Source organism: Rhodococcus sp. NPDC003318 (assembly GCF_042879035.1).
In the GTDB taxonomy this organism is placed as follows: Bacteria; Actinomycetota; Actinomycetes; order Mycobacteriales; family Mycobacteriaceae; genus Rhodococcus_G.
On sequence record NZ_JBIAOU010000003.1, the window covers coordinates 40,268 to 59,923 of the forward strand.

Annotated in this window: 17 protein-coding genes and 2 pseudogenes; 12 read left to right on the forward strand and 7 right to left on the reverse strand. The window is 68.4% G+C overall.

Annotated elements, in window-relative coordinates:
* Positions 1-42 precede the first annotated feature (42 nt).
* From ACFYVR_RS07570 to ACFYVR_RS07600, 7 genes are all read left to right on the forward strand, one after another.
* Positions 43-885 (forward strand): NAD(P)H-binding protein, encoded by an 843-nt coding sequence (locus tag ACFYVR_RS07570; protein WP_387471304.1) that lies wholly within the window; start codon positions 43-45, stop codon positions 883-885.
* A 263-nt stretch (positions 886-1,148) separates the two neighbouring features.
* Positions 1,149-2,825 (forward strand): flavin-containing monooxygenase, encoded by a 1,677-nt coding sequence (locus ACFYVR_RS07575; RefSeq protein ID WP_387471306.1) that lies wholly within the window; start codon positions 1,149-1,151, stop codon positions 2,823-2,825.
* A 74-nt stretch (positions 2,826-2,899) separates the two neighbouring features.
* Positions 2,900-3,379, forward strand: coding sequence for a cupin domain-containing protein (locus tag ACFYVR_RS07580; protein WP_387471308.1), 480 nt, complete (start codon positions 2,900-2,902; stop codon positions 3,377-3,379).
* Positions 3,380-3,461: 82 nt separating this feature from the next.
* Positions 3,462-4,289 (forward strand): SDR family NAD(P)-dependent oxidoreductase, encoded by an 828-nt coding sequence (locus ACFYVR_RS07585; RefSeq protein ID WP_387471310.1) that lies wholly within the window; start codon positions 3,462-3,464, stop codon positions 4,287-4,289.
* A gap of 53 nt (positions 4,290-4,342) precedes the next feature.
* A complete protein-coding gene (locus ACFYVR_RS07590; protein ID WP_387471312.1) occupies positions 4,343-5,089 on the forward strand; it encodes a hypothetical protein in 747 nt (248 codons plus the stop codon).
* A 52-nt stretch (positions 5,090-5,141) separates the two neighbouring features.
* Positions 5,142-6,038, forward strand: a complete 897-nt coding sequence (locus tag ACFYVR_RS07595; RefSeq protein WP_387471314.1) for a LysR family transcriptional regulator — start codon at positions 5,142-5,144, stop codon at positions 6,036-6,038.
* Positions 6,039-6,420: 382 nt separating this feature from the next.
* A complete protein-coding gene (locus tag ACFYVR_RS07600) occupies positions 6,421-7,446 on the forward strand; it encodes a DUF1524 domain-containing protein (RefSeq protein WP_387471316.1) in 1,026 nt (341 codons plus the stop codon).
* A 23-nt stretch (positions 7,447-7,469) separates the two neighbouring features.
* Here the strand turns inward: ACFYVR_RS07600 and ACFYVR_RS07605 are convergent.
* Positions 7,470-7,610, reverse strand: a pseudogene (locus ACFYVR_RS07605) (NYN domain-containing protein); the annotation flags it as partial.
* 156 nt (positions 7,611-7,766) lie between these two features.
* On the opposite strand from ACFYVR_RS07605, the gene ACFYVR_RS07610 reads away from it, so the two are divergent.
* The 3 genes and pseudogenes from ACFYVR_RS07610 to ACFYVR_RS07620 all read left to right on the forward strand — a co-directional run bounded on the left by ACFYVR_RS07610 (position 7,767) and on the right by ACFYVR_RS07620 (position 9,154).
* Positions 7,767-8,138, forward strand: a complete 372-nt coding sequence (locus ACFYVR_RS07610; protein WP_387471318.1) for a hypothetical protein — start codon at positions 7,767-7,769, stop codon at positions 8,136-8,138.
* Between the two features lie 340 nt (positions 8,139-8,478).
* Positions 8,479-8,756 (forward strand): annotated as a pseudogene (locus ACFYVR_RS07615) (3-deoxy-7-phosphoheptulonate synthase); the annotation flags it as partial.
* Between the two features lie 110 nt (positions 8,757-8,866).
* Entirely contained in the window at positions 8,867-9,154 is a 288-nt protein-coding gene (locus ACFYVR_RS07620) for a hypothetical protein (protein ID WP_387471320.1), read from the forward strand.
* A gap of 1,275 nt (positions 9,155-10,429) precedes the next feature.
* Here ACFYVR_RS07620 and ACFYVR_RS07625 read toward each other — a convergent pair.
* The gene (locus ACFYVR_RS07625; RefSeq protein WP_387472002.1) at positions 10,430-11,104 is read right to left on the reverse strand and encodes a hypothetical protein; all 675 of its coding nucleotides are present in this window, start codon (positions 11,102-11,104) and stop codon (positions 10,430-10,432) included.
* Between the two features lie 1,207 nt (positions 11,105-12,311).
* On the opposite strand from ACFYVR_RS07625, the gene ACFYVR_RS07630 reads away from it, so the two are divergent.
* The gene (locus ACFYVR_RS07630) at positions 12,312-12,842 is read left to right on the forward strand and encodes a DUF1269 domain-containing protein (RefSeq protein WP_387471322.1); all 531 of its coding nucleotides are present in this window, start codon (positions 12,312-12,314) and stop codon (positions 12,840-12,842) included.
* A gap of 253 nt (positions 12,843-13,095) precedes the next feature.
* Here ACFYVR_RS07630 and ACFYVR_RS07635 read toward each other — a convergent pair whose 3' ends face one another.
* A complete protein-coding gene (locus tag ACFYVR_RS07635; protein WP_387471324.1) occupies positions 13,096-13,923 on the reverse strand; it encodes a fumarylacetoacetate hydrolase family protein in 828 nt (275 codons plus the stop codon).
* A 53-nt stretch (positions 13,924-13,976) separates the two neighbouring features.
* Positions 13,977-15,737, reverse strand: coding sequence for a bifunctional 3-(3-hydroxy-phenyl)propionate/3-hydroxycinnamic acid hydroxylase (locus ACFYVR_RS07640; protein ID WP_387471326.1), 1,761 nt, complete (start codon positions 15,735-15,737; stop codon positions 13,977-13,979).
* Positions 15,738-15,763: 26 nt separating this feature from the next.
* On the opposite strand from ACFYVR_RS07640, the gene ACFYVR_RS07645 reads away from it, so the two are divergent.
* Positions 15,764-16,255, forward strand: coding sequence for a VOC family protein (locus ACFYVR_RS07645; RefSeq protein ID WP_387471328.1), 492 nt, complete (start codon positions 15,764-15,766; stop codon positions 16,253-16,255).
* Positions 16,256-16,367: 112 nt separating this feature from the next.
* On the opposite strand, the gene ACFYVR_RS07650 is transcribed toward ACFYVR_RS07645, so the two are convergent.
* From ACFYVR_RS07650 to ACFYVR_RS07660, 3 genes are all read right to left on the reverse strand, one after another.
* The gene (locus ACFYVR_RS07650; RefSeq protein WP_387471330.1) at positions 16,368-17,174 is read right to left on the reverse strand and encodes a carboxymuconolactone decarboxylase family protein; all 807 of its coding nucleotides are present in this window, start codon (positions 17,172-17,174) and stop codon (positions 16,368-16,370) included.
* Between the two features lie 39 nt (positions 17,175-17,213).
* Entirely contained in the window at positions 17,214-18,563 is a 1,350-nt protein-coding gene (locus tag ACFYVR_RS07655) for an MFS transporter (protein ID WP_387471332.1), read from the reverse strand.
* A 272-nt stretch (positions 18,564-18,835) separates the two neighbouring features.
* Entirely contained in the window at positions 18,836-19,483 is a 648-nt protein-coding gene (locus tag ACFYVR_RS07660) for a hypothetical protein (RefSeq protein ID WP_387471334.1), read from the reverse strand.
* Between the last annotated feature and the right edge of the window lie 173 nt (positions 19,484-19,656).

Below are 19,656 nucleotides of genomic sequence, written 5' to 3' on the forward strand. Positions count from 1 at the left end.
GATGCGACGGCAACTGCACTCTCGTGCGTCTAGGGTGAATCCATGGCCGAGCGGATCGCCGTGTCCGGCGCGAGCGGACATCTGGGTGGGGGAGTTGCGGGCCTGCTTTCCGAGGCCGGCCTCCCCGTCACACTGATCACCCGCAGTCCCGGTCGTGCCCCGAACCTGCCCGGCGCCACCGTCGCGCGCGCCGCCTTCGGGGACCCGGCGCTCATGGACGCGCTGCGCGGCGCCGACACCTTCTTCATGGTGTCGGCGACCGAGACCGCCGACCGTGCCGACCTGCAGCGCGCCGCCGTCGCCGCCGCGGTCGACGCCGGGGTGCGCCGCATCGTGTACGTCTCCTTCGTCGGCGCGGCTCCCGACTGCACGTTCACCTTCGGGCGCGACCACTGGCACACCGAGCAGGCCATCCGCGACAGCGGTCTGGCGTTCACCTTCCTGCGCGACAACCTGTACCTGGACCTGATGCCGGGACTGATCGGCGACGACGACGTCATCCGTGGTCCCGCCGGGCACGGCCGCGCCGCCCTGGTCGCCCGCGCCGACGTGGTCGAGGTGGCGGCCGCGGTGCTGGCGTCCGACCGCCACGACGGGCGGACCCTGGATCTGACCGGCCCCGCCGCGCTGTCGATGACCGACGTCGCGGACGCACTGACCGCCGCGCTGGGCCGCCCGATCCGCTACCACCGGGAGACCCTCGACGAGGCGTACGCCTCCCGCGCCGGCTACGGAGCCGAACGCTGGGAGGTCGACGGCTGGGTCAGCTCCTACGTCGCGATCGCGAACGGCGACCTCGGGCGGGTCAGTGGTGACGTGCGGCGGGTACTGCACCGTCCGCCCGTCGGCATCGCCGGTGTCTTCCCGCCCCTCGCGGACCTGTAGTCCGGGGTTCATTCTCGGTAATAGTGTTGTGGCGCAGCACTTTCGGTGAGCGCGCTGCATTCGGGTCAACCCCCCGGGGCGCCTGTTACCCCTGAGGTACCAATAGGTACCTCATTTGGTACTTCAGTTTCTCTATGGCGCCAGTCACAGTGAATTCATGCCACCGGTTCGGGGCACAACCGGCGCTCTCGCTGCACTCGCGCGCCGCACCCGGGCCGTGTATCCGACCGTCCGCCCTGTGCCACTCGACTCTTAGGAAACTCATGAACGCAACGATTGGAAACGGCGTGAAAGCAGATTTCGACGCGGTGATCGTGGGGGCCGGGTTCTCCGGGCTGTACACACTCCACAAGCTTCGCGAACTCGGGCTGAACGTGCGGGTCTTCGAGCGCGGCAACGGACTCGGCGGCACCTGGTTCTGGAACCGCTACCCGGGCCTGCAGTGTGACACCGAGACCATCTCCTACAGCTTCACCTTCTCGCCGGAGCTGTACCGGGGCTGGACCTGGTCCCGCCGGTTCGCCCCGCAGCCGGAGATCCTCGACTACGCGAACTACGTCGCGGACCGGCTGGACCTGCGCAAGGACATCCAGTTCGAGACGGCCGTCGAGCACGCGCACTACGACGACGCCGACAACGTGTGGAGGATCAGCCTGTCGGACGGAAGCACCGTCACCGCAACCTACTTCGTCACCGCCTCCGGCCCCCTCTCGACGGCCAACCTGCCGAGGATCGCCGAGCTCGACTCGTTCGCCGGCGAGGTGTACCACACCGCGCAGTGGCCGGAGCGGCCCGTCGACTTCACCGGGAAGCGGGTCGCGATCATCGGCACGGGATCCTCCGGCGCGCAGGCGATCTGCGCCATTGCGGACAAGGTGGACCAGCTCGTGGTGTTCCAGCGCACCCCGCAGTACGTCACTCCCGCCCAGCAGCGCCTGATCTCCGTCGAGGAGATGCAGGACCGCAAGGACAACCTCGACCAGCTCGTCGAGGAGATGCGGAACTCGAGCTTCGGCGCCCCGGGAACCAGCACGGATCGTTCGGCGTTCGAGGACACCCCGGAGCAGCGCGAGAAGGTCTTCGAGGCCGCGTGGGAGTGGGGCGCGCAGGCCTTCGCCCTCGCCACCTACAAGGACCTGACCACGAACGAGGAGGCCAACGCGATGGCCGCCGACTTCGTCCGCGGCAAGATCTCGCAGATCGTCCAGGATCCGGAGACGGCCCGAAAGCTGATGCCCGACTACCTGTTCGGCACCAAGCGCCCCATCAAGGTGGACGGCTACTACGAGGCCTTCAACCGGGAGAACGTGCACCTCGTCGCGCTCCGGGAGGAGCCGATCGTCCAGGCCACCACCGGTGGTCTGAGGACCTCGGAGAAGGAGTACGAGTTCGACGCGATCATCTTCGCGACCGGATTCGACGCCATCACCGGCACCCTGTTCCGCATGGACATCCGGGGCCGTGACGGAATCGCGCTGCGGGACAAGTGGGACGACGGCGTCAACGTCAAGACCCTGCTGGGTGTCGGCACGAGCGAGTTCCCCAACATGTTCGTCGTCCAGGGCCCGCAGAGCCCGTCGGTGATGGCGAACTTCCTGTTCGGCATCCAGCTGAACGTGGACTGGATCACCGGGCTGATCGGGTACCTGGTGAAGAACGAGATCGCGGTGTGCGAGGTGACCCGGGAAGGTGAGGACGCCTGGAGCGACCACTGCCAGGCGTTGGCGGAGAACACCCTGCTCCTGAAGACGGAGTCGTGGTGGACCGGCGCCAACATCGCGGAGAAGCCGCGTCCCAAGTACTTCCAGACCTACCTCGGTGGCGTGAAGGAGTACGCAGACCAGACCAAGCGCGTCGCCGACCGCGGCTACCCCGGCTTCGCGCTCACCCCTCGGGTGTCCGGCCGCGCAACCGACGACCTGGTCACCGCCCGGCTCTGAGCACCGACCGCACCGAAACCTGCCCGGCGATCCGTCCGACGCCGGAAACCACCTGCCACGAAGGAGAAACCACCATGTCCCACCTCAACGTTCGCCGCGTCGTCACCGGTCACGACGACCAGGGCAACGCGATCATCACCTCCGACGAGACCCTGCCCACCAAGGTCCTCGGCGACGAGGCCGAGATGGTCCTCGGCTGGACCACCGCGGTGTTCCCGTCCGACAACAACGACGACTTCGACGGTGCACTGCGCGAGGTCCGTCGCGTCTCGCCCGGCGGCAGCGTCCTGCAGTTCGTGACGATGTACCCGCACACCAGCTCGAAGCACCACCGGACCCTGTCCCTCGACTACGGCATCGTCCTCGAGGGCGAGTTGGAGCTCGAACTCGACAACGGTGTGACCACCCGCGTCAAGGCCGGCGACGTCGTCGTGCAGCGCGGCACCATCCACACCTGGCGCAACCCCACCGACCGGATCACCAAGACGGCGTTCATCCTGCTCGACGCCAACCCGGTGAAGGTCGGCGACCGCGAGCTCGAGCCCGAGAACTGACCGACATCGAGCCGGCGGGGTCCGGTGAGCCCACCGGGCGGCCCGGACCCCGCCGGTACGGATCCGTGAGAGAGGTAGAGACATGACGATTGAACTGACGGGTACCGCGCTGCCCGCCGAGGTTCGCGGTCAGGCGCCCGGCCGGGGTCGGCTGCACGGCCGGCGGATCCTCGTTGTCGGCGGCGGTCAGGCCGCGCACGGCGACGACGACCTTCCCGGCAACGGCCGGGCGATCAGCATCCTCGCCGGCCGCGAGGGTGCCGCCGTCGTGGTCGCCGACCGGGACCTGGGCAGCGCCGAGGAAACCGCGCGCCGGGTGCACGCCGAGGGCGTTCAGGCGTACGCCGTCGGCGGGGACGCCACCGTCGAGGCGGACGTCACGCGCATGGTCCAGGAGGCTCACGACCTGATGGGCGGTCTCGACGGCCTCGTCATGAACGTCGGCATCGACGCCGGCCACCACCTGGAGAACACGTCGGTCGAGCAGTGGGACCACGTGTTCGCGGTGAACGCGCGCTCGCACTTCCTCGGCGTCAAGCACGGGCTGCCGCTGATGGGCCCGGGCGGGTCCGCGGTCCTGGTGTCCTCGACATCGGCGTTCAGCGCGTCGGGTGCGGTTCCGGCGATGAGCGCGTCGAAGGCGTCGCTGAACGCGCTCTGCAACCACGCGGCGATGGAGAACGCCTCCCGCGGCGTCCGGTGCAACGTCGTCGCGCCGGGGCTCATCGACACCCCGCTGGGCCGCAGCGGCGGCCGAAAGCGTCCGGATCGCAACAAGATCTCGATCCCTATCGGTCGTCACGGCACGGCCTGGGACACCGCGTACTCGGTGCTGTTCCTGCTGTCCGACGAATCCGCGTACGTCACCGGCCAGACGCTCGTCGTCGACGGTGGCCGGCTGATGCACTGACGCGACACCGACACCACCCTGCTCGACATCGGGATCTGAAGGGAACTGTTCTGATGGAAACGACCTTTGGCGGCGGCAACCCGTGGAACTACATCCAGGACTGGGATGTGGAGTTGCTCGGACCGGACGTCCGCAGCCCCGAACTGCGCCGGACGTGGGAACTCGCGGTACGCCTGGCCGGCGGCCTGCCCTACATCTGGCAGGAACTCGCCCGGCCGATCTCGGAGATCGCCTACGGGCTCCTCGAACTCACGCCGGGTGACCGGGTCCTGCTGATCGGCGAGGGTATCGAACCGGCCGGCTGGGACGCGGACATGCGGGCGCTGGTGGGCCCGACGGGCGTCGTCGACACCGTCGAGATCATTCGGGACGGCCGGAAAGCGGTCCACAGCCGGACCCCCGGCCGGAACGGGATGACCGGCTGCTGGCGCTGGGACTACGTCGACGACGTGCCCGACGAGTCGTACGACTGCGTCGCGGTGCTGCAGGCAACCCAGCACGCCGACGACTGGAAGGAGACGGCCGGCGATCTGCTCCGCGTCATGAAGCCGGGACGCCGGATCGTCCTCGCCGAGGCGGTGCTGGCCGGTCCGACCTTCCATGCCCGGGTCAACGGCGACGTCCACTTCCGGCAGTGGTTCGACAAGCTGTACGAGCAGATCCGGCCTTCGGACATCCCGTACTGGTCCGGCGAGGAGATCCGGGACGCGTTCGGTGACCGGGTCGAATCCCCGCAGAATCTGGAGTGGCGTGGCATCGAGATGTTCTGGGGACGCAAGCCCGCTACGACCGATCGGTGACACCGATTAGGATCCGGAGTGCGGATCGCCGCCGCGACGGGTTCGGAGGGACATGGAAATACGTGCCGCGCAAGCATTCATCGCGGTAGCCGAGGAACTGAACTTCGGTCGCGCCGCCCAGCGCCTGCACATGGCCTCGCCCCCGCTCAGTCGCCTGATCCGCCGGATCGAGGTGGACCTGGGGGCGCCGCTGTTCGAACGGAACACCCGGTCCGTGACGCTGACACCGCAGGGTGAGGCGCTGCTCGAGCCTGCGCGGGAACTGGTGCGCCTGTCCCAGCGCATGAAGGAGATCGTGCAGAAGTCGCAGGCGGGGGAAGCGGGACGGGTCCGCTTCGGCTTCGGCGAGGCCGCGGTCAACAGCTGGGTCGGTGAAGTGGCGCGCCGGATCCGCAGTGAGCGACCCGGTATCTCGCTCGAACTCCACAGCGGGTTGTTCTCGCAGCAGGGACTGGACAAGATCATCGACGGCAGTCTGGATCTGCTGATCGGCCGCCGCGACTTCATTCCGGCCGAGGTCGACTCGGTGGTCATCGCCCGGGAACAGTTGCTGATCGCGATGCCCGAGGGGCACCCGCTGGCCGGCTCCGAGGCCGTGGACCTGCGTGACCTCGCCAAGGAGCCGTGGGTGGTCCTGCCCGGCGGTGGGGCCGGAGCGTCGTTGCCGAACCGGCTGAACCTGCTGGCGGTCAACGGCGGTTTCGTCCCGAACATCGTGGAGATCGCTCCCGATTCGCCCACCCTGCTGCTGCTGGTCGGCGCCCGGGTCGGCATCGCGCCGACGCTGTCGAGCGTCCGCGACAACGTTCGCGCCAGCGGTGTGGTGTTCCGGTCCGTCCACCCCGACCAGGGGCCGGTGGAAGTGCGGCTCATGTGGCGGCGGGGCGACCGTAATCCCGCACTGAACAACGTGATTCGCGTCGCAACCGAGGTTTTCGCGACCCCGTGACCGCCCGTCGGGTCGGCGACCGACGGCGGCGTCCGCTGTCGTCGCAGATGGTGCTGAACGACGACACGTGAGCACGGCGCGGACAGCGCCTTCGCGGGTCGGCCGGCCGGGCATCCACTCGGTGTGATGCGGACTTCGAAGGTGATTGCGAAGGCGTTCAGTGCGGTGTGCGGAAGGCCTGTGCCAGCCAACTCGCCACACAACGGCTCCGAGATCGTGTGCCAACACCGGACGCGGGGCGATAACAACAACGCGACAATCTTCGGGATCGAGCAACAGTTGTCCAATCGTGATGCCATGCTGACGATCTCGGAAACTCGAGGCCTGATCCAGTATCCAGGGAAACGAATGGGCGCCGGATGTGAATCTCCTCAGGGTTGTCATGACAGGCTTCGTCGCCGCGGCCGTCCTCTCTGCCTGTGGCGACGGCGATCAGCCGTCGACTCCTACGTCGGCACTCGCTACCGGCACCGCAGTAACCGCGACGACCACGGCCGCGCCGACGACCACGCCGGAGCCGTCGACCACGCAAACACCGCTCGCCACCCCGGCCGCGGCGGCGGCCGCGGACACTCCGGATGCGGCGACCGCGGCGCAGGACAAGCTCGAGACCCTGCCGGTCAAGGGGCGGGCACCGAAGACCGGCTACGACCGGGAGCAGTTCGGGCAGGCGTGGTCAGATGACGTCACCGTCGACGGCGGGCACAACGGATGCGACACCCGCAACGACATTCTGCGGCGGGACCTGCGGGAGATCACCCTCGCGCCCGGATCGAACGGGTGCACCGTGACGGCCGGCACCCTCGACGACGCCTACACGGCCACCACGATCGCGTTCACCCGCGGCGAGGGCACCTCGGACGACGTCCAGATCGACCACGTCGTCGCCCTGTCCGACGCCTGGCAGAAGGGTGCTCAGCAGGTCGACGAACAGACCCGCCGCAACTTCGCGAACGACCCGCGGAACCTGCAGGCCGTCGACGGACCCATCAACCAGAAGAAGGGTGACGGCGACGCCGCGACCTGGCTTCCTCCGAACGTCGCGTACCGCTGCACCTACGTCGCCCGGCAGATCGACGTCAAGGCCGCGTACGGGCTGTGGGTGACCCAGGCGGAGAAGGACGCGATGGCACGGGTCCTCCAGAACTGCGGCGCACCGGCCCCCGCGCCAGCCCCCGCACCGGCGTCGGCCCCCGCCCCGGCCCCGGCACCGGCCCCGGCCCCGGCCCCGGCACCGGCCCCGGCACCGGCACCGGCACCAGCGCCCGCCCCGGCTCCCGCTCCGGCATCGGTCTACTACGCCAACTGCGCCGCTGCCCGGGCGGCCGGCGCAGCACCCCTCTACGCCGGACAGCCCGGATACAGCACAAAACTCGATCGCGACGGCGACGGCGTCGCATGCGAATAGCCCGGAACACGCCGATCGGCGGGCACCCGAGCCTCCTCGACGGCTTTGGTGAGGTCGTCATCGCCGGTGACGAGGAAGAACACGTCGGAGGCGCTGTTGCGAGCGTGCGCGACCAGGTCGAGGCCAATGCACAGGTCAACGCCCTTCTGTTCGCCGTTGTACCCGACCGCCCGTGGCGTGGTCGACGTGGATCCCGAGAGCATGTCCCGCAGCTACAACGAACTGACGCCAGTCGAGGTCCGTCTGCACGGCGACGCCGGGCTGCTCGGGGAGCATTCTGCTCGAGCGGGCCCGCCGGCTCGCCCCAGGGCGATCAGGGCATGTTGGATCTCGATGTTTCCGAACCGACCTCGCAGGTGACGGATGTGGCCGACTGGAGGTCCGGTCTGCTACCTGCGCCAACGAGGAAGAGCGCCGGGTCGGCCATGTCCGGTCGTACGGTGCGCTCGAGTGCGCGTCTGCTCTACGTGATCGGATCCGTCTACGACCGGCTCGGGTTCGACGTCGTCGACGTCGGCGTGTTCGATGACCTGGTGATCGCCCGGATCGTGGAGCCGACCTCGAAGGTCGACTCGCTGCGTGTACTCGACGATCTCGGCGTGAAGGCACTGTACTGCAAGACGATTCAATGTAATCTGACACGTGCACAGTCCGGTGAGTACCGCGACCTCATCGCAAAAGTAGTGTTTTGAGTACGCCGCCGACGCCGGCATGCTGTCGTCGTCGAACCTCACGCTCCTCGACGAGGCGGGACTCGAGTTCGTCGTCGGTTCCTGCGTCACCAAGGTGTCCGGCGATCTGGCGAATCATTTCGAAGGGGCGCAGCCTCGACACCACAGCTCTGGGGCGGGCCCGGCCGCTGGTCGGGTTGAAGGGCTGTCATCAACGGTGTAACCGACGACTTCCCACCCGCGATCCCGCCGGCTCAGCAGGAAGTTCTCACCCGCCTCGGTCTCGAAACGGGGAACCAAGCGAAATTCGCGGCATCGGAGAACTCGCGCACGTGGCGATCGCGCTCGGCCTGCTGACCGCCACGGCAAGAGCCAGAAGAACCACGAACGTCAGGTCGACGTCGTGGCCGACCTGGCCGCGCGGATCGCGGGCGGCGAGCAGGGCGTCGTCGGCATCATGCTCGAGTACTTCGTCGAAGCCGGCGCCAGGACCTGACCCTCGGCAAGGCCGACGAGTTGACCGACCGGCAGCCCATCACCGACGAGTGCAGCGACGGGGACAACACCGCCGCCCAGCTGGACCGGCTCGCCGCGGCGGTCACCGACGCGCGCCGGGGGCCGAGACCGGGTGTCGAGTGACCGGGGTGGGAGATTTTCACCCCTGGGGTCGGTGTTGTCACCGGTCCAGGCGGTGCATGCTCGTCTGGATGCCTCATCCACTCGGGCATCCTTCACCCCAGGAGGACTTCGTGAGCACCAATGGATTTCGCGCAGCGGCGGCCGGATTGCTCGTGGCCACGTCGATCGGTGTCGCATCCGGTTTCGCGACCGCGGCCGCCAGTCCGAAGATTGTCGGTCCGCCGGCGCCGGGGGTGAGCCAGGCCGACAGTTGCGGCGGACTGCAGGCCCAGTACGGGATCCTCAAGGAAGGGATGGCCCAGGAGAACCCGTCGTCGAAGACGTGGTCGAACTATCGCCGGACCGCTGATGCCACCCACCGGGAGGCGGTACAGGAAGGGTGCGCGTGGGCGCAGTGACCGCGACGGGACCGCTGCCTACCGCACGTTGCATGTCCGGAACTGCACGCTGATCCGTGGGCCGGCGTCCACGACGCGAACACGATCCGGCCGGACGGAGTCGCCCCGCCACCCGCCCGGCCCATCGATTCCTCGGCGAGGCCCCGGCCGTGTGCCCGAGCACGCGATCCGGTGGGCGAGAACCCTCCTCCAGCAGGGGAAACGTCGTAGTCACGCTTATCGGTATGTGTAATAGGTTGTGTAGTAGTGAATCTCGTGCTGAACTCTATGTGGCGGCGGAAGCCTGTTGCTCGCTTGTTCCCGGATCCGACGGATCGCGCCCTCGGCACGTCGTCTCGGAAGCCCGCCGCGAGAATTCCGCTTCCCGCACCGTCACCCTTGTGAGGCGGTGCAGAACCTCCGATGCTTGTCGTGTGACATTCGGACGCAAGATCACCGGTGTGGCCGGGACGGCAGCCGTCGTATACAGAGCCTTGGTGTGCCCTCGGCTCATGCGCTGGGGCGCGACCGATGGGGAAGTTGCTGGGCCGTATCCCGGTGCCGACCTGGTCCCCGACGGTGAGAGGGGCGCGACGATGGCCGTCACGATCGACGCGCCGCCGGATCAGGTCTGGCCGTGGCTCGTACAGCTGGGTGGGGATCGTGGGGGATGGTACTCCTGGGACCGCCTCGACAACGCCGGTCGCCCTAGCGCTCACAGCGTCCACCCTGAGTGGCAGGACATCGCCCTCGGTGACCACGTGAAGTACTGGACACGCCGCCACGGCCCTGTGGACGCTTGGAAGGTTGCAGCGCTTGAACCGAATCGATTCCTGGGGCTGCATGGGTTGAGCGATCTACGAGGCCGAAGACTTGATCCCCAGCAGCCACGGCCGTCGGCCTACACGGAAGGACTCTGGGGCTTCCTGTTGAAGGAGTTACCTGGCGGGCGGACACGTCTGGTGATCGGTGGTTATCAAGTCTTCCGACCTCGCTGGATTGAACGGTTCGTCTCCTACTGGCTTTTCCCCCCGGTTGTCTGGATCATGCAGGCACGAATGTTGGCCGTACTCAAGCGCAACGTCGAACGAGCAGCCCGCGGAAGGTCTGGTTAGCCTGCGGTCCGAACACATCCCCGGTTCGGAGACGCACAACATGGAGCGTGCGCGGTTCTCGTCATGGACGTCGACCTCACCTCGTCGATGTCCGTAAGGGGAACGATGACCGGCACATCCCGAAAGCCTGCCATCGTCGGAACGGGCTGAGCTGCACGGTCCCTACAGCCCGCGACAATGCTCAGGCTTCGATCTCGCCTGCGATTCGCTGCTCCAGCTGCGCACGGGCGGATGACGGGAGCACAATCAGCCCGTCCAGTTCCTTGCGGGCCTTCAGGTATGCGTTCTGCCGCTCCTGCGCAGTGGCAGCGTCGTCGAGGGCCAGTCGCAGCAACCGCTGTGCGCGCACCAGCCGCACTTGTTCGTCAGGGGTGAAGTTGCCATGACGGCGTCGTTTCGCCTCCGCCTCGGCGACGTCGAACGTGATCGCATAGGTGTGCACTGCTTCTCGGTACTCGCTCAGCGCGGGCTGGTCACCCACCATCGATTCGGGATCCGTCGGCCGCAGCAGGTCCGCGCGATGCCGGGCCTTGTGAAAGTCCACCGTCAGCGGTTCACGCATATCGGTCATCATGGGAAAATCGAGCAGCGTGACCAGGTCCATCTCGTAGCCGAACCATCGCGCATCCGTTTTTTCGTGCTCGCCGATGGCCTTGGCGATCTCACGTCGCTGCGTCTGCGCGTCGACGTGGCCCTGCGCCTTGGCTTGCGCCACCGCAATTTTCGTCTGCTGCTTGAGCCGGTAGCGCTCTTCCCGCCGATCGATGCGCCGCTGGTTGGCCGCGAGCGCACCCCTCCACACGCCACCGATGCTGCCGCCGAAGACGAAGATCAGCCACCAGTAGTGCCCGAACATTTGCAGGACCTGGTCCACACTGCCATGATGCCACCGGGGTCAGCGAGGCCGTAGATGCACGAGGAACGCGCGTGCCGCCGGGCCGGACCGGTCCGTCGGCGCTCCAGGCCAGCCCGTCGGCGACCCGATCAGTCAGGTCGAGGAAGTCGACGAGTGACCAGGTTCGGTGCAGGTTCTCGACGCCCGGCACCCGGATCGTCACCGCGCGGCGCGTCGCGGGCCGGGTGGGAGCTCTCGATGTGGGCCTCGATCTCCGCGATGCCGTGGTCGACGAGGTGTTCGTCGATGGTTCCCGTCGTGGTTCGAGACCCGGATGCGCCCGGGTTGTTTCTCGGTGCTTTCGTCGGAGAGTGGGGTTTCGGCGGCGACCGCGCGTGAATCGGCGGTCGGGTCCGCCGTCGGTTCGGACACTTCCCGGTCACATGCCCGCCGTCGCGGCGACATGTCCGGGCCCTACCGTGGATTCGGGGGTCGGGTCAGCGAGGGGTGCCGGCCGCCTCGGTGAGGCGCTGTGTCGTCGCGCACCGTCAGGGCGGTCGGCTCTGACCCGCATTCGTGTACCGGTCGCGGGTGGCACCGGCGGACTCGGACCTCGGTGCGGGAAGCACGCTCGGCCGGAAACGAAGTCACGCACGGTTCCTCTCGCGCGAAGCTATGAGCGTTCGACCTTCGAGTTGACGGGCCCGCTCGCCCGCACGATGCACGTCGCGGTGACGGTGGAGATGGGAACAACAGTGCTGCAGATCATGGGTCACGGCGGGCCAGGGGACCGGGTCCGGGGAGCAGGTGTCGGCCACCGACATGGCCACCGGGTGGCCATTTTGTGCACGGTTCGTGAACATGTCGGCGCCCCGAACCGTGACGGGCGCCCGTGCTGGTGGTCACCCGTTTTGGGGGATGCGCCCGGCGCCGCGGGTGCCGAGGCTGGAAGCGGGACAACAGCGCGAAGGCGCCGTGGCATGACCAGGCGATTGAGAGGTGTCGTCGATCGATATCCGTGACGGGTCCGCGATGAGCAGCCGACGGACCCACCAGGCTGGCCGAATGTGCTGCATTTCGGTGGATTCGGCGCCCTGGGCCTGGCCTGGCAGTCACTCCCCACGATGGCCACCTGGTGGTTGTCGAGCATGGCGATCACCGGCCGGGTGGTCGACCCCGCCGCTGGCGTCCACTGGTTCACCGTTCCATCAACCCGTTGGAGGAAATCATGGCCCTCGATACATTCGCCCTGCTGGCGGCCGTCTACGACTCGCAGGACGCCGCAATCGCCGACTACGACGCGGTCCACGAGCTTTACGTCGAGGCGGACCTCGTCGATACCTACGATGCGGCCGTCATCACCCGGACGGACGCGGGCAAGGTCAAGATCGTCAAGAAGCATGAGCAGCCGACCCGGCAGGGAGCGTGGGGTGGGCTCGGCATCGGCCTGGTCGGGGGTGCGCTGGTGGCCCTGTTCCCGGCCGTCGGGCTCGGGGCCGGGTTGTTGGTGGGTGGTGCCGGAGGTGCCGGTCTCGGGGCCCTCGGCGGGCACGTGGCGGCCGGGATGAGCCGCTCCGCCCTCAAGGAAGTCGGTGAGCTGCTCGACGCCGGGGACAGCGGGCTGATCGTTGTTGCCGCGACGGACCTCGAGGCGCGGGTGAAGGAGGCGCTCGATGGCGCTTCCAAGGTCACCAGCAAGCAGCTCGAGGCGGACACGGAGCAGGTCGGCAAGGACATCGACGAGGCGACCAAGTCCTGAGAAGAACACCGAACTGTGCGATCCGGTCGCGGGTATCGCGGTGACCATCTGTTGCAGCAGGACAGGGGTAGATCCAGGCCTCGGTGACCCACGGTGAACGTGCGGGCTCGTCAGCGGGCGGTCTGCTGTGCCGTTGCGCCACCGGTAGCCCGCGCTCACCACTCGCATCTTTTGTACTGCATGTCAGGACAAGTGTGCGGTGTGGCGCCGCCGGCGCCACACCGCACGAGCGTTCCGGTGCCGTCGAGCGGGGTCAGGCCTTCTCGACGACGACCGCGTTGGACACCGTGCCGATGTTGTCGATCTCGACCCGGACGTCGTCGCCCGGCTGCAGCAGCAGCTTCGGCTCCTTGCGGAACCCGACCCCGCCGGGAGTGCCGGTCAGGATGATGTCGCCGGGCTCGAGGCGGGTGAACGTCGAGATCGTCGCCACCAGGTTCTCCACCGTGAACAGCAGCTGGGACAGGTCCGAGTCCTGAACCGTGGTGCCGTTGACGATCGTTCGGATTCCGCAGGCCCCGAGGTCGATCTCGTCGGGGGTGACGACGTAGGGGCCGACCGGCGTGCTCGCGTCCCAGGCCTTGCCCTGGATCCACTGGTGCGTCTTGTACTGGAAGTCGCGCATTGTGATGTCGTTGGCGGCCGCGAAGCCCAGCACGTGGTCGAGGGCGTCCAGCTCGGCGATGCGGCGTCCGCCCCGGCCGATGACGACGGCCAGTTCACCCTCGTAGTCGACCGCCGAGGACTCCGGCGGCAGCGCGATGTCGTCGGTCGCACCCAGCAGGTTCGAGGCGTACTTCGCGAACATCACCGGGTACGTCGGAGTGTCCCGGCCGGTCTCGGCGATGTGGTCCTTGTAGTTCAGCCCGACACACAGGATCTTCGTCGGGTTGGGCACGACCGGAAGGATTCTCACGTCCGCCACCGCCACGGCCCGGGATTCGAGCCGGGTGGCGTTCGCGAGCACGTCGGTCGGGGTGTCGACGCCGATCTCGGTGATGCCGTCGAGGGGGACGAGGACGTCGCCCCTGACCTCACCGACACGGCGTTCGGCGGCGTGTTCGTAGGTTGCGTACTTCACGGTGGTCTCCTCGGTTGGTCGGGTGCCGGTTGGTCGGGTGGTGGGTGGTCCGATCAGGCGGTCGGTGCGGGAGTCCGCGCCGACCACCGGGGCAGGGCGTCGGCGACGGCGTCGTGCTGGTCGGGACCCCACGCCGCCGCGACGAAGTGGTCCGGGCGCAGGAGGACGAATCGGCCGCGGTACGAGCCGAACTCGCGGGCGAGCCCGCCGTCGACGTCGACGAGAACCCGGCGGTCGGTGCGGGGCATGGTGCCGTTGACGGTGACCAGCACGACGTCCGTGCCGAACGTCGCGGCGAGCCCGTCCGCGGACGCGACGGCGTCCTCGTCGGTGATGTCGACCGCGAGCAGCGCCCAGCCGTCGCCGACGACCTCGTCCAAGAGGACCGTGCGGTGGGTGCGCACGTCGAACACCCGCGGCTGGCCCAGCGGGACACCGATGTCGGGTCCGTCGCCGGTGACCAGGCCGGTGCGGTAGTGGTGCGCCGGGCGGTACCGCATCTCCTCGAGGAACTCGCGGCCGGCGGGGGTGGCGAGCGCCGACCGAGCCCGCGCGTCACGGCGGCGGGCGAGCGCCGGGCTGGTCGTCATGACCACCCGGCCGAGCTGCTCGGACGAGCGCACGACGGCCGCCGCGTGTGGCCGGCGTTCGGTCTGGTACGTCGCGAGGACGCTGGGGTCCAGGCGTCCGTGGAACACCTCGGCGAGCTTCCACGCGAGGTTGCCGGCGTCCCGGATCCCGGAGTTGAGCCCCTGGCCCGCGAACGGCGGCATCATGTGCGCCGCGTCCCCGAGCAGGAAGCACCGGCCGACCTGCCAGTCGTCGGCGACGAGCCCGTGGAATCGGTAGTTCACGGCCCGCTCGACCTGGTCCGGGGTGATCTCCCGGTACCGGGACACGAGCCGGTGGATCAGGTCGAACGGGGGCGTGTCGGTGGGCTCGCCCTCGCCTTCGAAGAGCCGGAACTCGTAGCGGCAGCGGCCGCCCAGGCCGGGGATGATCACGTGCGGGCGTTCGGGGTCGCCATGGTGCATGCCGAACCGCTCGACATGGTGGTCCCCGAGGGCGTCGACGACGAGCCACACGTCGGGATGGCTGCGGCCCGTCATCGTGCCCCCGAGCAGTTCGCGCACGGTGGATCGGCCGCCGTCGCACCCGAGGAGGTAGGAGGCCTCGACATCACCCGACGTCGTCGAGACGGTGACGGTGTCGGCGTCCTGGGTCAGGGCCCGGACCTCGGTGCCGAACCGCAGGTCGACCCGGGGGTTGGCCGCCAGTGCACCGGCGAGGGCGCGTTCGAGATCGGGCTGGGCGAACGGGTTCTTGAACGGGAAACCGAGCCGGAACGGAACGGTGGCGCGCGCATCGAAGAGGGGCCGGCCGTCGGCGCCGTAGTACCGGGTACCGGTGCCGGGGACGATCAGCTCGAGCAGGGTGTCGGCCAGGCCCGCCTGCTGGTAGATTCGCAGCGCCTCGTCGTCGATGCTGATCGCCTTGGGCTCGTCGCTCGTTCGCAGGCGCCGCTCCAGCACAACGACATCCAGCCCCCGTGCGGCGAGCAGCGCTGCCGCGGTCATCCCGACGGGGCCCGCGCCGCACAACGCGACGTCGAATCGCCGACGGGGCTCGGTCCGGTCCGCGCCCGCCGGGACGGCGTGGTTCGGGTCCGCCTGGTTCGGTTCGGTCGGATGGGTGTCCATCGCCGCCTCCCTTCTGATCTCTCGGCTCGTTCGTCTCGAACCATACACGGTGTCCCGTAAAATAGGAATTGACTTCTGATAAATAGGACTCTTACCGTGGTTGCTGTCGAACATCGGCGAAGGAAGTAAGGAGAGACACCGTGATCACTGGCCTCGGACATACCGGATTCTGGGTGGACGACCTGGAGACGATGCGTGACTTCTACACGCGGGTAATGGGATTGACCGTCACCGACGAGGACGACGACCTCGGTATCGTCTTCTTCTCGTCCCGGCCCGAGGAGGAGCACCACGAGTTCGTGCTCCAGCGCGGCCGTACCGCACCGCGGGGCGCCAAGCTCACCCACCAGGTGTCGTGGCGGGTCGACAGCCTCGAATCGATCATCGAGTTCCACAAGCGGTTTCGCGACGAAGGTATCGAGGTCCAGCAGGAGGTGACCCACGGCAACGCCATCGGGATCTACTTCTTCGACCCGGAGGGCAACCGCAACGAGGTCTACCTGCGTATCGAACGCGATGTCCGGCAGCCGTTCCGCAAGACCCTCAACCTCGATCAGGACCCCGCCGCGATCCTGTCCGAGGCGGAGCAGCTCCTGCAGGACGGGACGCCGTCGTATCAGCCCGTCCAGTAACCGCGGGGTCGAGCCGTTCGCGCTCGACGAACCGAAAGGCCCTGGTGGAGTTCCACTCCACCAGGGCCTTTCGCGATGGGGTCGCTACCGGCGAGGTGATCGCCGAGGACCGCTACCCGAAGACCTCCGCGATCGTGGGTGCGGCCGAGCGCAGGCTCGCGATACCGACCAGGGCCGTCACCTCGAGCGTCTCGACGATCTCGTCGACGGTCGCGCCGTACCGCAGGGCGTTCTCGATGTGGGGCCGCACCCCCGCGGTGAACAGGTGGGTCGGGGACAGGTCGATCGCGATGTAGATCAGCTCCCGCAGCTTCGGTGTGAGACTGCCGTTCACCCAGGGGTGCGAGGAATAGCGCGTGTACGCCTCGAACCACGTCGCGTCGACCCGCAGCAGGGTCTCGTTCATCGCGCTCCAGTAGCCGCGGCGGGCGCGGAACTCGTCCCGTATCCGTTCCTGTTCGGCGTCCAGGGGAGCGTCGGACACCACCTGGGTGCCGTGCGCGGCGGCCACGGCGGACAGTTCGGGGATGCCCGTCACCATGCAGTGGACGCCGAGCACCGAGACGAGGTGGACCGCCTCGAGTGCCTCCTCGCGGGTGGCGCCGGCCCGCGCGGCCGCGGTGGCCGCGGTTCGCACCCCCGCCGGGTCGAGCGTGGTGACGGACGCGCTCACGGCCAGGGCGATCAGCGCGCGCGACTTCGGGTCGAGGTGGGCCTTGTTCTCGGGAACCTCGGCGAGGTCGACGTAGGCGCCGACGAAGTCGTCGTCGATCGCCAGGGTCGACTCCCACGACTCGTCGAGTTCACCGGCGATTCGGATCAGCCTGTCCCGGATGGTATTTCCCGGTTGCGGGTGGTCGGGGGAGTCGATGTCGACGGGATCCGTCGTGTTCGGCGCGAGGTCTGTCGTGTTGCTCATTCGGGCATCTCTCTCGGGAGAATCGACCAGTGGGGTGGGTCAGGCGGCGACTGCGGGGGCGGGTTCGTCCCGCTGCGCGGACTGCCGCTGATACGACCGGTTCTCCCGGACCATCGCGATGGCGAATGCGGCAACCAGACCGGGGATCGCGAAGACGAAGAAGATCGTCTGGTTGGTGAAGGAGAGTGAGAGCAGCACTCCGCCGATGATCGGACCGAGGATGCCGCCCATGCGCCCGACACCCGAAGCGGACCCGAGCGCCGTCGACCGGACGAACGGCGGGTAGTACTGGGCGACGTACACCTGGACCAGGTTCTGCACGCCGGTGAGGATGGCGCCGGCGCACCCGATCAGGACGTAGGTGACGGGTGCGTTGGTGCTGATCCCGACGCCCGCGATGACAACGGTCCCCGTGAGGTACATGGCCAGCAGGATCTTCCGGGCGCCGACCTTGTCGGCCATGCGTCCGGCCGTCAAGGTGCCGAGGATGCCGCCGATCTGGAAGACGCCCAGGAAGACGAGGCTGGACGTGAGAGTGAACCCGCTGTCCATCATCAACTTCGGAAGCCAGTTCAGGAATCCGTACGACACAAGAAGATTGGCGAAGAACGCCAGCCAGAACATCAGCGTGCTGCGTCCCCGGTGGTCGGTGAACAGGTCGGTCAGGGGGAGCTTGGCGTCGGAGCGGGCTTCGGTCACGAGTTCGCTGCGGTCGTCGAGGTGGCGGCTCGGGTCGATCCGGCGCAGGGTCGCGAAGACGGCGTCGCGCCTGCCCTTGCGCAGCAGGACGGCGAAGGACTCCGGCACCGCCCGGTACATGAACGGCAGCAGGAGCAGAGGCACGGCGGCCAGCCACAGGCTCACCTGCCAGCCGAGGGTGGGAAGAACGAAGATGCCGAGAACGGGGGCGAGCAGGCCGCCGACGGCGAAGCCGCAGAGCACGACGGTGACGATGGTGGCGGTGTGCTTCTTGGGGGAGAAGTCGGTCAGCAGCGCGATCACGTTCGGCATCACACCGCCCAGGCCGAGGCCGGCGAGGAACCGGCAGACGGTGAAGAACGTGGGCTCCTGCGCGAAACCGCACAGCGCGGTGAACACGCTGTAGAGGATCACCGTGATCAGGATGACGCGGCGTCTTCCCATTCGGTCGGCGAGCGTGCCGAACGAGATGGCGCCGACGAGCATGCCGACGAGACCGACGCTGCCGATCGCACCGGCTTCCACGGCGGGCATGTTCCACGCCGCCATGAGGGAGGGGGTGATGGTTCCGTAGACGGCGACGTCGTAGCCGTCGCAGACGATCAGGACGAAGCCGACGAGTGCGAGCTTCAGGTGGAATCGGTTGAACCGGGCGTTCTGGATGAACCCGGTGAGGTCGATCTTCTCCATGGAGGGCTTCCTCTCGGGACCCGACTGTACCGCGCGTCGCGACGGTGTCGTCAATGCGGCGAACGGGCCGGTCGTCAGGCCGGATGGGCAGTCAACGTGCGTGGGGTGACCAAGGGTCGACAGTCCGTCGCCGGCCGAGAACGGGGACACCTGCGGTTCGGACATGAGAGAACTGTGACCCCCGACACACGCAATGTGAAGTACCAACTGGCGCGCTCGTTATTACCCCTCGGGTACCAGTGGACCCGGGTGTGCGGCTGACCTCGAATCGGTCAGCTGCACACCTTCCACACGCCGCCCTGCTGCTCCAGCGCGAAGGACCGCACGGACGTCTCCCCGGGAGAACCCGCGGCGTGGACGGTCACCTGAGCCAGCGCGGTGTCGTCGGTGATGGCGACGGCGTCGACACCGACCAGGACCGGCACCGTCTGCTCGGCGCTCGCCGACCGGTACACATCGGTGAACCCGGCGTCGCCGACCTGCTGGTAATAGGTGCCGAGCTCGCCGCACGAGCCCGCACGCAGCGCCGCGAGGTCGCCGCGGCCGAGGGCGGCGACGAAGTCGGTGATCGCAGCCGTCACCCGGGTCTCGGGGGAGTCGCCGGTCGCCCGGCCGAGGAACAGCGCACCGCCGGCAACGAGGGCCGCCACCACCGCGACCGCCGCCACGACGAGAGGCCAGAGGCGACGCCGTCGACGCGGCGCCGGGTCGGGGATCCTCGTCGGCGCCGCCGACACACCGGCAGTGGCCGATCCCGGCGCCCGCAGTCCGGGGCCGACGCGCGTGGGCGCCGCCCGGGTCACGTGCGGAATCACCGTGGTCACCGCCTCCGAAGGCTCCGGAGAGGTGGACGCCGGAGAGGGGGGTGTCGGCGCGGACGTCGCGGTCTCGGTGCCCTCCGGGTCGTCGCGGTCCGGCACGGTGCGCCTCCTGTTGGTCTCGTCCTGCGGGGTGATCTCGTTCCTGCGGGTGATCTCGTTCCAGCGGGGTCCGGCCTTCTCGTCGGCGCTGCCTCGCCCCGCGTCGAGGAGCAGCGTACGACGCCGGGGCGCGGGGACGGTGTCGTGAGCGGGGGGTGTCGGGGCACGGCCCC

Bases quoted from the DNA above. Each gene is read 5' to 3' on its own strand.
- ACFYVR_RS07570 (WP_387471304.1), top strand. From the start codon at position 43: ATGGCCGAGCGGATCGCCGTGTCCGGCGCGAGCGGACATCTGGGTGGG.
- ACFYVR_RS07610 (WP_387471318.1), top strand. From the start codon at position 7,767: ATGTTGGATCTCGATGTTTCCGAACCGACCTCGCAGGTGACGGATGTG.
- ACFYVR_RS07595 (WP_387471314.1), top strand. From the start codon at position 5,142: ATGGAAATACGTGCCGCGCAAGCATTCATCGCGGTAGCCGAGGAACTG.
- ACFYVR_RS07575 (WP_387471306.1), top strand. From the start codon at position 1,149: ATGAACGCAACGATTGGAAACGGCGTGAAAGCAGATTTCGACGCGGTG.
- ACFYVR_RS07630 (WP_387471322.1), top strand. From the start codon at position 12,312: ATGGCCCTCGATACATTCGCCCTGCTGGCGGCCGTCTACGACTCGCAG.
- ACFYVR_RS07650 (WP_387471330.1), bottom strand. From the start codon at position 17,174: ATGAGCAACACGACAGACCTCGCGCCGAACACGACGGATCCCGTCGAC.
- ACFYVR_RS07640 (WP_387471326.1), bottom strand. From the start codon at position 15,737: ATGTTCGACAGCAACCACGGTAAGAGTCCTATTTATCAGAAGTCAATT.
- ACFYVR_RS07580 (WP_387471308.1), top strand. From the start codon at position 2,900: ATGTCCCACCTCAACGTTCGCCGCGTCGTCACCGGTCACGACGACCAG.
- ACFYVR_RS07600 (WP_387471316.1), top strand. From the start codon at position 6,421: ATGACAGGCTTCGTCGCCGCGGCCGTCCTCTCTGCCTGTGGCGACGGC.
- ACFYVR_RS07655 (WP_387471332.1), bottom strand. From the start codon at position 18,563: ATGGAGAAGATCGACCTCACCGGGTTCATCCAGAACGCCCGGTTCAAC.
- ACFYVR_RS07625 (WP_387472002.1), bottom strand. From the start codon at position 11,104: ATGTTCGGGCACTACTGGTGGCTGATCTTCGTCTTCGGCGGCAGCATC.
- ACFYVR_RS07585 (WP_387471310.1), top strand. From the start codon at position 3,462: ATGACGATTGAACTGACGGGTACCGCGCTGCCCGCCGAGGTTCGCGGT.
- ACFYVR_RS07590 (WP_387471312.1), top strand. From the start codon at position 4,343: ATGGAAACGACCTTTGGCGGCGGCAACCCGTGGAACTACATCCAGGAC.